This window comes from Halorussus halobius (assembly GCF_004765805.1).
Taxonomy (GTDB): domain Archaea; phylum Halobacteriota; class Halobacteria; order Halobacteriales; family Haladaptataceae; genus Halorussus; species Halorussus halobius.
Genome location: NZ_SBIU01000005.1, coordinates 245,223 through 259,333, shown reverse-complemented (window position 1 = coordinate 259,333; position 14,111 = coordinate 245,223). Strand labels below are relative to the sequence as shown.

Genomic DNA, 14,111 nt, shown 5'->3' with positions numbered 1-14,111 from the left:
CAACGAAAAGTAGAATGCCGACCATCCGAGAGACATGAGCCTGTATAAATACACGATACGCAGAATACTCCAGATACTCCCCGTGCTGTTGGGCGTGTTCACGCTCACGTTCGTAATGATACACGCCCTTCCCGGAAACCCGGTCAGAATCTACCTGGGCGTCAATCCAAGCCAGCAGCTCGCCGACGAACTGATCCGCCAGTACGGCTTCGACCAGCCGCTCTGGAAGCAGTACATCGACCACATGGTCCGGCTCCTCCAGTTCGACCTCGGCGAGTCGTTCATGCGTAAACAGCCGGTCAGCGAACTGATGATCGAGCGCGCCGGGCCGACGCTGCTCCTGATGGGCACGTCGTACCTCATCGCGCTCCCGACAGCCCTGCTGTTGGGCGTGTACGCCGCCGCCAGGCACAACCAGTTTGGCGACCACGTCTCCCGGTTTTTCGGGCTGGCGGGGCTCTCGACGCCGAACTTCTGGCTCGGCCTGATGCTCATCTTCCTGTTCGCCTACGAGTACAGCTACTTCCCGGCGTCGGGGTACGTCTCGCCGCTCGAGGACCCCGTCGCGGCGGCCAGACACCTCGTCCTCCCCATCATCACGCTGGCGACCGCACAGACTGCCACGCTCATGCGGATGACCCGGTCGAGCATGGTTGAAGAACTCTCGCAGGATTACATCGAGACCGCGCGAGCCTACGGCCTGCCCGAGCGGCGCATCCTGCTCCGACACGCGTTCCGGAACGCGCTGTTACCGCTCATCACCATCGTTGGGCTTCAGTTGTCGTTCCTGATGGACGGAAGCGTCGTCGTCGAACAAATCTTCGCCATCCCCGGAATGGGTCGGCTCGGCTACCACGGACTGCTCGACCAGGACTACGCGGTCATCATCGGGCTCAACGTCGTGTTCGCCGTGGTGTTCCTGGTCGGCGTCTTACTGACCGACCTCGCCTACGCCTACATCGACCCGAGAATCAGATACGACTGAAAAATGAGTACGAAATCAACTGTCGCCGACTCGGAGTTCACGGATAGCGGAATCGTCTCGACGCTCAAAGACCTTCGACACAGCCCCACGGCCCTCGTGGGCGGAGTCATCATCGCCCTCCTCGTGGCGATGGCGCTCTTCTCGACCGTCGATAAGGTCTTGCTCGACCGACAACTCATCACCGCGCTCCACGCCGACCCCCTCGAACACGACCAGATAAATGCGTACGCACCGCCATCGGCCGAACATCCGATGGGGACCGACCAGTTCGGCCGGGACGTGCTCGCCCGCATAATCTACGGGAGCCGCATCGCGCTCGCAATCGGCGTCATCGCGGTCGGCATCTCGTTTTCCGGCGGTATCCTCGTCGGCTCGTTCGCCGCGTACAAGGGCGGCTACGTCGACGACCTGCTGATGCGATTGGTCGAGGTGCTGTACGCGATTCCCGCGCTCGTACTCGCCATGACGTTCATGGCGATCATGGGACCCAGCGTCTACAACCTCTTTATCGCCTACGGCATCATCGGCGTTCCCGCGTACGCGCGGGTGATGCGCTCGGAAGTGCTCTCCATCCGGGAGGAGGAGTACGTGGACGCCGCACGCGCAGCGGGGCTGCCGACCCACAAGATACTCCTTCGGGAGATCGTCCCCAACGGCCTCGCGGCGGTGTTGGTGCAGGCCACCCTCTCGATGGGTGGAATCATCATCGGGGCTGCCGCCCTCTCCTTTCTCGGGTTCGGCGTCCAGCCGCCGACCGCGTCGTGGGGCCGGATGCTCAACGACGCCCAACAGGCACTCCTCGTCGCGCCGTGGGTTGCGGCGTTCCCCGGAATCATGATATTCTTCACAGTTATGGGATTCAACATGCTCGGGGACGGCCTGCGCGACGCGATGGACCCCAAGACCTCGCTCAAAAACGACTTCGACGAGGACGACCTGCCGATGCCGGGCGACGACTCGAACCTGAGCGGCCCGGCCGGTGGTCCGACCGGAACGGACACCCGGCCCCAGTCGGGAGGTGACGACTGATGGCGCTGCTGGAAGTCGAGGACCTCCGGACGTACTTCTACACCGAGGCGGGCATCGTACAGGCGGTCGACGGCGTGAGTTTCGAGGTCGAGCGCGGCGAGACCTTCGGGCTGGTGGGCGAGTCCGGCGCGGGCAAGTCCGTGGCGGTCAAGAGCCTGCTCGGGCTCATCAGACCACCCGGGCACGTCGTAGCCGGCGACATCCGGTTCAAGGGCGAGGACCTCACGGAGTACTCCGAGGCGGAACTCCGGGAGCAGGTTCGGGGAACCGAGATTTCGTACATCTTCCAGGACCCGATGAGCGCACTGAACCCGGTGTTCACGGTCGGCACCCAGATATCCGAGATCATCGAACACCACCGCGACGTGAGCCACGGGGAGGCGTGGGACCAAACGGTCGAACTGCTCGACGACGTCGGTATCCCGGACCCCGGCGAACGGGCCAACCAGTACCCCCACGAGTTCTCGGGCGGGATGCAACAGCGCGCGCTCATCGCGATGGCGCTGTCCTGTGAGCCGAGTCTCATCATCGCCGACGAGCCGACGACCGCCCTCGACGTGACGATTCAGGCCCAGATTCTCGAGCTGTTCGACGATATCAAGACGAAGTACGACACCGGCATGATATACGTGACCCACGACCTCGGGGTCGTCCGCGAGGTCTGCGATCGGGTCGGCGTGATGTACCTCGGAGAAATGGCCGAAACCGCACCCTACGAGGAGCTGTATCGCAACCCCAAACACCCCTACACGCAGGCGTTGTTGCGCTCGACGGTGACGGCCGACCGGCGGACCGACGCACTCGACCCCATCGAGGGGTCGATGCCGAGCGCGGTCGACCCGCCGTCGGGGTGTCGATACCGGACCCGGTGTCCGGTTGCGTTCGACGACTGCTCGCGGGCCGAACCCCCGGACTACGACATCGGACCGGACCACGCGGCCGCGTGTCTGCGCTACGAAGAAGGCGGTGACGGGGACCCGAAACTCCACGAGACCGGTCGGCCCGACACCGGCGTCGGTAGGACGGGAGGGGACCGATGAGCTCGTCCGTCGAACGTCGCCGGGACGAGGCTGCCGACGAGCCCCTGCTCAGCGTCGACGGGTTGAAGACCCACTTCCCGGTCAACTCCGGGATTCTCGGCTCCATCGAGTACGACCCGGACGCCGACGGCCTTCCCTTCGGAATCGATGATTCGAACGTGAAGGCGGTCGACGGCGTGGACTTCGACCTGTATCCGGGCGAGACGCTGGGCGTGGTCGGCGAGTCCGGGTGCGGGAAGTCGACGCTCGCGCGGACCGTGGTCGGCCTCGAAGAGCCGACCGACGGCGTGATACGGTTCGACGGCCGGGACGTCACCGAGTTCGAGAGCGAGGACGACCAATGGTTCCGCGAGAACGTCCAGATGGTGTTTCAGGACCCGATGAGCAGTCTGAACCCTCGCCGGAAGATCGGTAAGATAATCGCCGACCCGCTCGAGGCCGCCGGATGGAGCGCCGAGGAACGCGAGAGCCGCGCCGTCGAACTGCTCGAACAGGTCGGCCTGAAGGGCGAGTACTACGGACGATACCCCCACGAGTTCTCGGGCGGCCAGCGCCAGCGCATCAACCTCGCGCGGGCGCTGTCGATCAACCCGGACCTCGTCATCGCCGACGAGCCAGTCAGCGGACTCGACATGTCGGTACAGGCCCAGATACTCAGTCTGATGAACGACCTCCAGGCGGAGTACGGGCTGACCTACCTCTTCATCACCCACGACCTCGGGGTCGTCCGGAACATGGCCGACCGCGTGGCGGTGATGTACGTCGGCGACTTCGTCGAAACCGGCCCGACCGAGCAACTGTTCACCCAGCCCCACCATCCCTACACTCGGTCGCTTCTCGAGGCGGTTCCCAATCCCGACCCCGACGCGACCGGCGTGATCGCGGAGTTGGAAGGCGACGTCCCGAGTCCGACCGACCCGCCGTCGGGCTGCAAGTTCCACACGCGGTGTCCCGCGTTCGTCCTGCCCGACGGATTCACCGAGGAGAGCTACGCCGAGTTCGCCGACTTCAGAGACGACGTGGCGACCGAGGACGTCGACGCCGTCGGGTCGCCCGAGACGGTCGTGGAGTCGTACTTCGACCGGGAGCTACCGAGCGACGCCCGGCGGGCGGTCGAGGACGCCGCCGAGGCCGCGGCGCGGGACGACTACGACGCCGCGCTGGAGGCGCTGTCGCCCCACCAATCGGTCTGTGACTCCGTGCAGCCCGAACTGGAACGGATTTCGGGCCCGACCCACCTGTCGGCGTGTCACCTACCGACCGACGACCGCGAGGAGTTCCAGTGGTGACCGACCCGACCACCCACCTCACTGACATCGAGGGCGCGAGCGTCTCCGCCCTGGCCCGCGACGAACACGGCGAGGTGGTCGCGAGCCACGACGCGGATAGAGCGCTCGCCCCGGCGTCGAATACCAAGCTCCTGACCGTCGCCCTCGCGCTCGACGTGCTCGGCCCCGACTATCGGTTCGAAACGCGAGTCGAAGGTCACGGAAGCGCTCGGGACGGTCGCCTCGACGGCGACCTCGTCGTCGTCGGGACGGGCCAGCCGGACCTCGGATACGACGACCTCGAGAAACTCGCCCGGAACGTCGCCGAGGAGGTTGAGGTCGTCCGGGGAGACCTCCAGCTCGACGGGAGTCGGTTCGGCGACCAACAACTCGGGCCCGGTTGGACGTGGGGCGACCAGCGGTACTACTACGGCGCTCGGAGCACCGCACTCGCGCTCGACGGGAACCTCCTCACGGTCGAAGTGACCTGCGACGAGTCGGGTGACTTCGAGGTGGGCGTCGCCCCCGACACGGGGGTCGTCGCGGTCGAATCCGACATCGACGTGGGCGAGGACGACCTCCGTATCTACGCGGCCCCCGAAACCGGCGTGATACGGGTCGAAGGGTCGCTCCCGGCCGGAACTGACCGGACCGAGCGCGCCCCGGTCGCCGAGCCCGAGCGTCACTTCGGGGAGGCCTTCCGCGAGGCGCTCGCCGAGGCTGGCGTCGACGTGGCGGGCGAGGTCCGCGTCGGGCGGGGTTTGGAGGGGACCCCCGAGTTCTCGGCGCGCGTCGAGTCCGAGCCGCTGTCGCACCTCGCTCGCGAGATGACCGTACACTCGGACAACTTCGTGGCCGAACAGCTCGCCCGCACGGTAGCCGCCGAGCGCAGCGACGACCGGACCGGCACGTGGGAGCTGTGGAGCGACCTCGCCACCGACTTCCTCGAGGAGCGCGGTGCCGTCGCGTGTCGAATCCGCGACGGGTCGGGGCTGTCGCGGTACAATCTCGTGACAGCCCGCGCACTCGTGAACCTGCTCGAATGGGCGCGCGAACAACCGTGGGCCGACGCCTTCCGGAACTCGCTCCCCGAATCGGGCGAGGGGACCCTACGGAACCGGCTCGGCGACGTGCCGGGCGTCCGAGCGAAGACGGGAACCCTCACGGGCGCGAGCGCGCTCTCGGGCGTCCTGCACCGGGATGGCGACCCCGACGTGACGTTCTCGGTCGTGTTCGGTGGGCTGGCGGGAGACGTCGAGGCGGCCCGCCAGCGACAGGACGCCTTCGTCCGGGCCCTCCGGTAACCCACTCCGTCGCGCCGGAATCGGCAAGCGGGTCCCGCCGCGGAGCGTTCGGTGGTCGGCGTGACCGGCCGCCCCGCGGCGGCGTGCAGCGACGAACCACCGGTCGACCGGCCCCTAGTATCGCCCGCTCGCAACGATGGCGCGGAACCGCCTGCGAACGTCTACGATGCCGCCGTTCTTGCCGTGGTAGACCTCGTTCGTCAGGAGGACGCCGAACCGGTCGCGAGCGAGGTCGATCCAGAGCGACGTGCCGGTGTAGCCGGTGTGGCCGACGGCGTCGGTCGACCAGCCCAGCGGGGCCGAGCCGCCGCGGACGAGTTTCCAGCCGAGACCCCGCGGCTCGTCGAGTTCCGGGGTGCGGTCAGTCGAGAGCGCGGCTACCGTGCCGGCCGAGAGAACGCCACCGCCGTCGAGCAGCGCCCGAGCGAACCGGGCGAGGTCGGTCGCGGTAGTAAACAGCCCCGCGTTGCCGCTCGCGCCCGCGAGCTTCCACGCGATGGGGTCGTGAATCTCGCCCCGGAGCGTCCGGTTGCGGTACTCCCGGTCGAAGGTGGGTGCGACCGAGCCGACGTCCGCAGGGGGCGACCCGACCCGCGAGTCAGTCATTCCGGCGGGGTCGAAGACGAGGTCACGCGCGAGTTCGGGGAACGGCCGGCCGGTCGCTCGGGACGCGACGTCCGCGAGGTGGACGTAGTTGAGACAACTGTATTCGACCCGCTCGCCGGGCGGCGCTTCGAGGAGGTCCCGCGAGTAGAGGTCCGCGAACGCCTCGTCGGGCGTCTCCCACGCCTCCGAGAAGGCGTACGGTCGTAATCCCGAGGTGTGGGTCAGGAACGCGTCGAGCGGTATCTCGCCACGCTCGCGTCCGTCGAGCGCCGGGACGTACGCGCCGATGGGGTCAGCCATCGCGAGGACGCCGCGTTCGACCAGCGAGAGCACGACCGTCGCGGTCACGACCGGCTTGGTGAGCGACGCGGCGTCGAAGACGGTGTTCGGGGTCGCGGCGGCTCCCCGCTCGGGGTCGACCTCGCCGACCGCGAGCAGGCGATCGACGCCGTCGCTCGACCCGACTGCGGCGACCGCGCCGGGGTAGACTTCAGCCACGACACCCGCCGAGAGGAGCGAGTCGAGGGGGTCGTCGGCGTCGTATTCGGCGCGGTTCGGACCAGTCATCGGTAGTCGGCGGACGCGTGGGTCATCTCTGGCAGGGGTCCGGTTTCCGCGTCCGCCGGCAAGCCGTTGGCCCTGGCGGGCGAGCCCAACGGGCCCGCCCCGTCGTTCCCGTCGTCAGTTGCCGCGACGACCCCGCCGTCAGTCGACCACCCGGACGCGCCGGGAGCGCCCGGGGCGACAACGCCGGGGGCGGACGACTCGGTCACCGATACCTCCCGTCGCGCCTGCTGAGCTTGTCGAGAAAGAGGTTGAGCACTTTCTGCTCGCCCTTCCGGAGGTGTTCGAGGACGGTCGGGTTGCTCACGTCGAGTCGCTCGCCCACCGCATTGGCCGACACCTCCCGGGGCCAGTTGTAGTAGCCGACCTCCTGGGCCTCCATGAGGCTCTCGGTCTGGCGTTCCGAGAGCCGGTCGGACGCCTTGTCGACGAAGTCGGCGAACTCGACGTTCTCCTTCGAGTCGGCTCGCTGGATGGCGTCGATGTCGACGTCGTACTCCGCGCACATCGAGTCGATAATGTCGCCGAGGCGGTCGGCCTTCACGAGGACCGTCCAGTACTCGACGCCGTCGGTGATGTAGACGGGATCGACCGGCATGAACTCCGAGTTGACGATGTTGGGGACGACGCTGGTCGACCGGTCGTAGTTGACGACGGCTCGCGCACGCTCGGCGGACTGTTTCAACACCGCCACCTCGTCGACCGCGCGGTGGTCGTCTATCGATTCGATGAACTCGGAAATCGGCACCTCGCCGTCCGAGACGAGCAGGAAGTCGCCTTTCACCTGTTCGTCGGTCGGATACAGGGACTTCTCGAGGAGGTGCGTGTCCGGGAGGTCGGCAGTGACTTCGAGGGTCCAACAGCCGGGATGCCACAGGTGAAGCTCGACCTGCTTGTACGTGATATCTGCGTCCTCGTCGGAGAAGAGGGTGACGCTCATGTGTGACGATAGCACGAGACGAAGGACATTAATGTATTGTTCGTGGTGAGTTTCGCGTCGTCGTCACGCCGTCTTCGAGCCCGGAGGTCGGGCATCACGAGCACCCCCGAGAGGTCGTCGGTCGGACCCCGCCCAGTTCGGGTTCGATTCCACGTGCGCCGGCGTTCCGGACTGACTGCGCGGTCTGGTTCGGCGTCAGCCCCGAACGCGGCCTCCGTTGCGGTCGGCGTCGCGAGCGACCTCCCGTTCGGGGTCGGAACTACGGACGTCCCCGACTCAGAGGAGTCGGGTCGCGAGTTCGAACTGCTCGTGGAGGCGCTCGTTGTACCGGTCGGCGTCGGGGTCGAAACTGTCGACGACGACCTCGTCCGCGTCGCCCTCGGCGTGGACGAACCGCTCGCCTCCGAGGCTCATCGCGACGTGACCGGGGAAGAATAGCAAATCGCCGGGAGCGAGCCTGGCGGGGTCGAGTTCGTCACGGGCGACCTCCTCGCCCATCCGGCGCTGGAGGTCGGCGTCCCGGGGAAGCGTCACCCCGTTCCGGCGGTAGGCCATCCACGTCAGCCCCGAGCAATCGATTCCCTCGACGGTCATGCCGCCCCAGACGTACTCGGTGCCGAGGTATTCGCGGGCAGTCTCGACCACGTTTTCGGGAGTCGGAGCCGACGGGAGCGCCGCCACGGCGTCGTCGGGCACCGAGTGTTCGACGCCGGTCCGGAACCTGACGCGCGTCGGGTCGCCGTCCTCGACGACTTCACACTCGGTGCCCGCGTAGAGGAGTCCGGGGTCGTCTCCCACGTCGGCCGTCGCCGCCGAGATCACGGCGTCGGCCCGGACGTCGGTCGGAACTCCGAGGGAGTTCCCTTCGACCCATCCGACGTACCCGCCCGGTGTCCGAACCCGTCGCCACCCGTCGGAAGCGTCGTACGCCGTCACGTCCGCGCCGTAGAGTAGCTGGGTCACCTGCTCGGCGTCGGCGTCGGGGTCGTCGCGGACCGGCGCGACCGGCACGGTGACGGTCCGGTCGTGGGCCGACCGCTCGAGCACCGTTACGTCGGTGGCTCCGACCGCCGCGTCGGTCGTGGCCTCGACAGCCGCGACCGCGCGGCGCTTCAGGTCGTCGGTCAGGACGGCTCCCGAGAGCAGAACAGCGCCGTCAGCGAGAGCAGCGGACACGTCGAAGACCGTCGCGCGCGGGTCGGGCGCGTGGTCGATCTTACACTTGGTGAGAACGCGGGAAACGTGTCTTTCCGAGCGTACCATCTTCCTACGCGTACTCCTCGTCCGGAGGTGTTAAGTCTTGACCGTCGGACCGAGCGTTTCGACCCGCGAGGGCGGCTCAGAACGCCGTCACCACTTCGATGCCGACGACGCCGAAGTCGTCCATCGCGTCGAGGCGGTCGGGCACGTCCGCGAGCGCGACCTCGTCGGTCACCAGTGCGGCGGGCGAGACCGTCCCGCGCTCGACCATCCGGAGGAGTTCGCCGTACCGCGTGGGCGGCATCCCGCGCGAGCCGAGGAAGGTGATCTCGCTCTGGGTCATCGCGTCGGTTGGCAGCGAGACCTCGCCGCGCTCCTCGTCGGTGGTCAGCCCGAACTGGAGGTGCTGGCCCCGCGCCCGGAGACAGGCCACCGAGTTGCGACACGTCTCGGCGATGCCGAGCGCGTCGACCGAGACGTGCGCCCCGCCGTCCGTGAGGTCCCGGACCTCCGAAGGCACGTCCACGACCTCGCTGGCGGGAACCGTCTCCGCCGCCCCGAGTTCGCGGGCCTTCGCCAGCGCCGCCTCGTCGAGATCGACCGCGACCGGGTTCGCGCCCAGCGCGTCGGCGACGTGGACCGCCGAGAGGCCGACGCCGCCGCAGCCGTGGACCGCCACCCAGTCGCCGGGCGCGAGGTCCGCGCGGTGGGCCAGCCCGTGGTACGCCGTGGCGAACCGGCAGCCGAGGCTGGCCATCTCGGTCGGCGAGACGCCGTCGGGCAGGTGGACCGCGTTGTAGTCGGCGTGCGGGACGTGGACCTGCTCGGCGAACGCGCCGGGCGCGTCCGCCTCGAAGCCCAGCGCGAGGCCGTCCTCGCAGACGTTGCCGTGGCCGTTCCGGCAGTGCTCGCAGTCGCCCCGGCCGAGGTTGAACGGGACGGCGATGCGGTCGCCCTCGCGCACGCGCTCGACGCCCGACCCGACCGCGACGACCCGGCCCGCCGGCTCGTGGCCGAGAATCTGGCCCTCGGGGACCCGGTCGTCGGCCCACTCGCCGTGGCCCTTCCACGCGTGCCAGTCGCTCCGACAGATGCCACACGCCTCGGTCTCGACGACGACGCCGTTGTCGGCCGGCTCGGGGTCGGGCACCGACTCGATCTCGAGCGGCTCGCCGTACTCGGTCAGGACTGCTGCTCTCATGCGGGATGGATACGACCGGCGGCGGTTAAATCGGGCGGGTCGTGGCAGGGTTTCGGTGCGGTCGCCACGCGACTCCGAGGGCGATTCTCGGCGGCCGTATAAACACTGCGGGCGACCGAAGACCCCGAAACAACCGGTTACTGGCCGGGCTAATCGTTGCTTACGGGTGTGTAGGTACTGGATAACAAAGTGGGTAGGATGGCGTGTATCTATCGCCGAGGGCCAGACATGACCACGACCGACAACAGACTCACCAACGGCGACGACACGATGGCGGAGAACCGATGCCAGAGCTGCGGTTCGTTCGTGACGCGGGACTTCGCACGCGTCTTCGGCAACAACCGCAACGAAGTGTTCGGCTGTCTGGAGTGCATGACGGCCACGGAGGTCAAGAAAGGCGGCGCGCGCGCCGACGAGGTCGACACGACGAACCTCATCGGCGGACGCGACCCGCTCCGATAACGTCTCGAACTTTAGTTCTCGTCGCTCTCGACGCGCTCGACGACCGCCTCGGTCACGTCCTGCGTCGTGGCGCTCCCGCCGAGGTCGGGCGTGTGCGGTCCGTTCGCCAGCGTCGCCTCGACCGCGCCCCGGACGCGCTCGCCGGCCGCGTCGTGGCCAAGATACTCCAGCAACAGCGCGGCCGACAGTATCATCGCCGACGGGTTGGCGACGCCCTGCCCGGCGATGTCGGGCGCGCTGCCGTGGACCGGCTCGAACAGCCCGCGCTCGTGGCCCACGTTCGCGCTCGGCAGGAGGCCGAGTCCGCCCACCAGTCCGGCCGCGAGGTCCGACAGCACGTCGCCCGCGAGGTTCGGGCACACCACGACGTCGTAGTCCTCCGGACGCTGGACGAGGTGCATCGCCAGCGCGTCCATCAGCGCGTCGTCGTAACTCACGTCGAACTCCCCGGCGACCGACTCGGCGGTTTCGAGGAACAGGCCGTCGGTCCGCCGCATCACGTTCGCCTTGTGCGCGATGGTCACGTCGAGGCCGCGCTCGGCGGCGTACTCGAAGGCGTAACGCGCGATTTCCTCGGACGCCGACTCGGTAATCACGCGTGTCAGTGTCCGCACGCCCGGTGCGACGTCCGTCTCGTGGCCCGCGTAGACGCCCTGGGTGTTCTCGCGTACGAACACCATGTCGGTCTCGGGCTGGAGCGCGTCGACGCCCGGGTACGCCCGGACGGGCCGGACGTTGGCGAACGCCCCGACCGTCCGCCGGAGCGGGATGACCACGTCGGCCGCCGTCTCGCCCGCCGCGCCGAACAGCGTCGCGTCCGCGCTCGCCGCGAGGTCGCGGGTCTCGTCGGGCAGGGCGGTCCCGGTCTGCTCGCGCACCGCGTCGCCCGCTTCGCCCGCGACGAACTCGAAGTCCGGGTCGACGGTCTCCAGCACCTCGCGGGCGGCCGGGACGACCTCCCGGCCGATGCCGTCGCCGGGAATCACCGCTATCTTCTCGGTCATCGCTCGGTCACCTCCCCGGCCCCGGTCGCGGTAGCAGATTCGACGTACGGGAGGCTCCGGGCGGTCTCGGCGACCGCCTCGGCGTTCGACTTCAGGAGCGCGGTCGTGTCCCAGACGCCGTCGACCAGCGCCCTGCGTTGTGCGTCGTCGACGGTCGCGTCGACCTCGCGGTCGCCGTAGGTAACCGTCTCGTCGGCCACGTCGACCGAAATCTCCGCGTCCGGGTTCGCGTCCACGTAGTCCTGCAGCGCCTCGACCGCGTCGGCATCGGCCGTGACGGTGGGGACGCCGAGCGCGAGGCAGTTGCCCGCGAAGATTTCGGCGAAGCTCTCGCCCACGATGGCGTCGATGCCCCAGCGCTTGAGCGCCTGCGGGGCGTGTTCGCGCGAGGAGCCACAGCCGAAGTTCGAGTTGACGACCAGCACCGAGGCGTCCCGGAACCGGTCCTCGTTGAACGGGTGGTCCTTGGGCTCGTCGTCGTCGGTGAATCGCACGTCGTGGAACGCGAACTGGCCCAACCCGTCGAAGGTGACGACCTTCAGGAAGCGGGCGGGGATTATCTGGTCGGTGTCGACGTCGTTGCCACGCACCGGAACGCCCGTGCCCGAAACCGACTCGACCGTCTCGACCGCCGGCTCGTCGGCGGTCATCGCGCCACCTCCGGGTCGGTCGACTCGGAGTCGGGCAGGTCGCGCTCGTCCAGCTCGCGAACGTCGGTCACCGCGCCCTCGATCGCGGCGGCCGCGACCATCCGGGGGTTCATGAGGACCGTCCGGCCCTCCTTGCTGCCCTGTCGCCCGACGAAGTTGCGGTTCGACGACGACGCGGAGGCCTCGTCGCCCTCCAGTTGGTCGTCGTTCATCCCGAGACACATCGAACAGCCCGCGCCGCGCCAGTCGAAGCCGGCCTCGCGGAACACGTCGGCCAGCCCCTCGCGCTCGGCGGCGGCCTTCACGCGCTGGCTGCCGGGGACCACCATCGCACGCACGTCGTCGTGGACCTCCCGGCCCGCGACCACGCGGGCGGCCCGCCGGAGGTCGGGCAGGCGCGCGTTGGTACACGAGCCGAGGAAGGCGACGTCGATGGGGTAGCCTTCCATCGTCTCGCCGGGTTCGACGCCCATGTGGTCCTGGGCGCTTCGGGCGGTCTCGCGCTTGTCTTCGGGCAGGTCCTCGGGCGCGGGGATGGGTTCGGTGACGCCGACGCCCTGTCCGGGCGTGGTGCCCCACGTCACCATGGGTTCGAGTGCGGACCCGTCGATGACCACCTCGTCGTCGTATTCGGCGTCCTCGTCCGACCGAATCGACTCCCAGTAGGCCTTTCGCGCCTCGAATTTCTCGGGGTCGTCGGCGAAGGCGTCGGTCCCGGCCAGCCACTCGTAGGTCGTCTCGTCGGGGTTGACGTAGCCCGCGCGCGCGCCGCCCTCGATGGACATGTTGCAGATGCTCATCCGACCCTCCACGTCGAGGTTCTCGATTGCCTCGCCCGCGTACTCGTAGACGTAGCCCACGCCGCCGTCGGTACCGAGCCGGCGGATGATTTCGAGGACGACGTCCTTGGCCTCGACGCCGTCGCCGAGGTCGCCCGTGACCCGAATCCGGCGCACGTCCTTTTTCTCCATCGCCACGGTGCCGGTGGCGAGGACGTCCCGAATCTGGGAGGTGCCGATGCCGAACGCGAGCGCGCCGAAGGCCCCGTGGGTCGAGGTGTGGCTGTCGCCACACACCACCGTCATGCCGGGCTGGGTCAGCCCCTGCTCGGGACCGACGACGTGGACGATGCCCTGGTCGCCGGTGTCCGGATGCGAGAAGTCGATGCCCGCCTCGCGGACGTTGTCCTCCAGTTCGGCCATCATCTCCTCGGCCGCGCCCTCGTAGGGTCGCTCGCGGCCGTCGGTCGGCACGATGTGGTCGACCGTGGCGTGGGTGCGCTCGGGGTAGGCCACGTCGAGGTCGCGCTCGCGCAACATTCCGAACGCCTGCGGGCTGGTCACCTCGTGGACGAGGTGGAGGCCCACGAACAACTGGTCCTGTCCGGTCGGGAGTTCCGTCACCTTGTGGCGGTCCCACACCTTGTCGTACAGCGTGCGCTCGCTCATCGATTCCACCCGCGACGTGTCGTATTATCGGAAAAATCGTCCATCGTGTGTCGGTCTCGGTGCCAGTGGGAGTTTACTCTTCGGATTCTACGGGCTCCTCGCTTGCGCCGCGCTCGAACACGCGGTCGACCTCCTCGCCGTCGCCGTACGGCGGCGTGTGGTCGACGTCCCGCATGGGCGTCGCGGTGGCCTCGCTCGACTCCTCGTCGTCGTCGCGGGCGTCCCGACGGCCGCCGTCGGCCGCGACGACCGGCCCGCGCTGGAACGGCCGGTTCGTCACGCTCGGGTCGCCGTGGGGGTTGGTGTGGCTGACCTCGCCCATCGTGGTCGGCGCGCGGTCGGCGGTCGGTGCGTCTCGGCTGGCGGTCTGGTCTCGGTCGGGTCGGCTCGGTCGGTTGGCTCGTGTCATT

Annotated in this window: 14 protein-coding genes; 6 read left to right on the top strand and 8 right to left on the bottom strand. The window is 68.5% G+C overall.

Translation table 11 applies throughout. The features are described 5' to 3' along the window. Positions 1-34 precede the first annotated feature (34 nt). The 5 genes from EPL03_RS15555 to dacB are packed head-to-tail and all read left to right on the top strand — an operon-like array spanning position 35 to position 5,626. Positions 35-985: an ABC transporter permease gene (locus EPL03_RS15555; RefSeq protein ID WP_135830250.1), complete on the top strand. Its 951-nt coding sequence runs from the start codon at positions 35-37 to the stop codon at positions 983-985. 3 nt (positions 986-988) lie between these two features. Continuing rightward, the gene (locus tag EPL03_RS15550; RefSeq protein WP_135830249.1) at positions 989-2,014 is read left to right on the top strand and encodes an ABC transporter permease; all 1,026 of its coding nucleotides are present in this window, start codon (positions 989-991) and stop codon (positions 2,012-2,014) included. Continuing rightward, complete coding sequence (locus tag EPL03_RS15545) at positions 2,014-3,054, top strand: ABC transporter ATP-binding protein (protein WP_135830248.1); 1,041 nt, start codon at positions 2,014-2,016, stop codon at positions 3,052-3,054. The genes EPL03_RS15550 and EPL03_RS15545 overlap by 1 nt, the downstream gene beginning before the upstream one ends. Then, on the top strand, positions 3,051-4,343 hold the full coding sequence (locus EPL03_RS15540) for an ABC transporter ATP-binding protein (RefSeq protein ID WP_135830247.1): 1,293 nt from the start codon (positions 3,051-3,053) through the stop codon (positions 4,341-4,343). The genes EPL03_RS15545 and EPL03_RS15540 overlap by 4 nt, the downstream gene beginning before the upstream one ends. Beyond that, complete coding sequence (dacB, locus tag EPL03_RS15535) at positions 4,340-5,626, top strand: D-alanyl-D-alanine carboxypeptidase/D-alanyl-D-alanine endopeptidase (RefSeq protein WP_168216280.1); 1,287 nt, start codon at positions 4,340-4,342, stop codon at positions 5,624-5,626. Before EPL03_RS15540 ends, dacB begins: the two co-directional genes overlap by 4 nt. 114 nt (positions 5,627-5,740) lie before the next feature. Here dacB and EPL03_RS15530 read toward each other — a convergent pair whose 3' ends face one another. The 4 genes from EPL03_RS15530 to EPL03_RS15515 all read right to left on the bottom strand — a co-directional run bounded on the left by EPL03_RS15530 (position 5,741) and on the right by EPL03_RS15515 (position 10,137). Continuing rightward, positions 5,741-6,799 carry a serine hydrolase domain-containing protein gene (locus EPL03_RS15530; RefSeq protein ID WP_135830245.1) on the bottom strand — a complete coding sequence of 353 codons (1,059 nt, stop codon included), beginning with the start codon at positions 6,797-6,799 and terminating at the stop codon, positions 5,741-5,743. Positions 6,800-7,001: 202 nt separating this feature from the next. Then, on the bottom strand, positions 7,002-7,736 hold the full coding sequence (locus tag EPL03_RS15525) for a helix-turn-helix domain-containing protein (protein WP_135830244.1): 735 nt from the start codon (positions 7,734-7,736) through the stop codon (positions 7,002-7,004). 276 nt (positions 7,737-8,012) lie between these two features. Next, positions 8,013-8,999 (bottom strand): C40 family peptidase, encoded by a 987-nt coding sequence (locus tag EPL03_RS15520; RefSeq protein WP_135830243.1) that lies wholly within the window; start codon positions 8,997-8,999, stop codon positions 8,013-8,015. Positions 9,000-9,075: 76 nt separating this feature from the next. Further along, the gene (locus EPL03_RS15515; protein ID WP_135830242.1) at positions 9,076-10,137 is read right to left on the bottom strand and encodes a zinc-dependent alcohol dehydrogenase family protein; all 1,062 of its coding nucleotides are present in this window, start codon (positions 10,135-10,137) and stop codon (positions 9,076-9,078) included. Positions 10,138-10,365: 228 nt separating this feature from the next. On the opposite strand from EPL03_RS15515, the gene EPL03_RS15510 reads away from it, so the two are divergent. Next, positions 10,366-10,599, top strand: coding sequence for a DUF7563 family protein (locus tag EPL03_RS15510; RefSeq protein WP_135830241.1), 234 nt, complete (start codon positions 10,366-10,368; stop codon positions 10,597-10,599). 11 nt (positions 10,600-10,610) lie between these two features. On the opposite strand, the gene EPL03_RS15505 is transcribed toward EPL03_RS15510, so the two are convergent. From EPL03_RS15505 to EPL03_RS15490, 4 genes are all read right to left on the bottom strand, one after another. Beyond that, on the bottom strand, positions 10,611-11,603 hold the full coding sequence (locus EPL03_RS15505; protein ID WP_135830240.1) for an isocitrate/isopropylmalate dehydrogenase family protein: 993 nt from the start codon (positions 11,601-11,603) through the stop codon (positions 10,611-10,613). Further along, on the bottom strand, positions 11,600-12,253 hold the full coding sequence (gene leuD, locus EPL03_RS15500) for a 3-isopropylmalate dehydratase small subunit (RefSeq protein ID WP_135830239.1): 654 nt from the start codon (positions 12,251-12,253) through the stop codon (positions 11,600-11,602). Before leuD ends, EPL03_RS15505 begins: the two co-directional genes overlap by 4 nt. After that, a complete protein-coding gene (gene leuC / locus EPL03_RS15495) occupies positions 12,250-13,701 on the bottom strand; it encodes a 3-isopropylmalate dehydratase large subunit (RefSeq protein ID WP_135830238.1) in 1,452 nt (483 codons plus the stop codon). Before leuC ends, leuD begins: the two co-directional genes overlap by 4 nt. Positions 13,702-13,774: 73 nt before the next feature. Then, positions 13,775-14,110, bottom strand: coding sequence for a hypothetical protein (locus EPL03_RS15490; protein ID WP_244605285.1), 336 nt, complete (start codon positions 14,108-14,110; stop codon positions 13,775-13,777). Position 14,111 lies beyond the last annotated feature (1 nt).

Excerpts from the sequence above, each read along its gene's own strand:
- EPL03_RS15555 (WP_135830250.1), top strand. The coding sequence starts at position 35 with ATGAGCCTGTATAAATACACGATACGCAGAATACTCCAGATACTCCCC.
- EPL03_RS15550 (WP_135830249.1), top strand. The coding sequence starts at position 989 with ATGAGTACGAAATCAACTGTCGCCGACTCGGAGTTCACGGATAGCGGA.
- EPL03_RS15545 (WP_135830248.1), top strand. The coding sequence starts at position 2,014 with ATGGCGCTGCTGGAAGTCGAGGACCTCCGGACGTACTTCTACACCGAG.
- EPL03_RS15540 (WP_135830247.1), top strand. The coding sequence starts at position 3,051 with ATGAGCTCGTCCGTCGAACGTCGCCGGGACGAGGCTGCCGACGAGCCC.
- EPL03_RS15530 (WP_135830245.1), bottom strand. The coding sequence starts at position 6,799 with ATGACTGGTCCGAACCGCGCCGAATACGACGCCGACGACCCCCTCGAC.
- EPL03_RS15525 (WP_135830244.1), bottom strand. The coding sequence starts at position 7,736 with ATGAGCGTCACCCTCTTCTCCGACGAGGACGCAGATATCACGTACAAG.
- EPL03_RS15520 (WP_135830243.1), bottom strand. The coding sequence starts at position 8,999 with ATGGTACGCTCGGAAAGACACGTTTCCCGCGTTCTCACCAAGTGTAAG.
- EPL03_RS15515 (WP_135830242.1), bottom strand. The coding sequence starts at position 10,137 with ATGAGAGCAGCAGTCCTGACCGAGTACGGCGAGCCGCTCGAGATCGAG.
- EPL03_RS15510 (WP_135830241.1), top strand. The coding sequence starts at position 10,366 with ATGACCACGACCGACAACAGACTCACCAACGGCGACGACACGATGGCG.
- EPL03_RS15505 (WP_135830240.1), bottom strand. The coding sequence starts at position 11,603 with ATGACCGAGAAGATAGCGGTGATTCCCGGCGACGGCATCGGCCGGGAG.
- leuD (WP_135830239.1), bottom strand. The coding sequence starts at position 12,253 with ATGACCGCCGACGAGCCGGCGGTCGAGACGGTCGAGTCGGTTTCGGGC.
- leuC (WP_135830238.1), bottom strand. The coding sequence starts at position 13,701 with ATGAGCGAGCGCACGCTGTACGACAAGGTGTGGGACCGCCACAAGGTG.
- EPL03_RS15490 (WP_244605285.1), bottom strand. The coding sequence starts at position 14,110 with ATGACACGAGCCAACCGACCGAGCCGACCCGACCGAGACCAGACCGCC.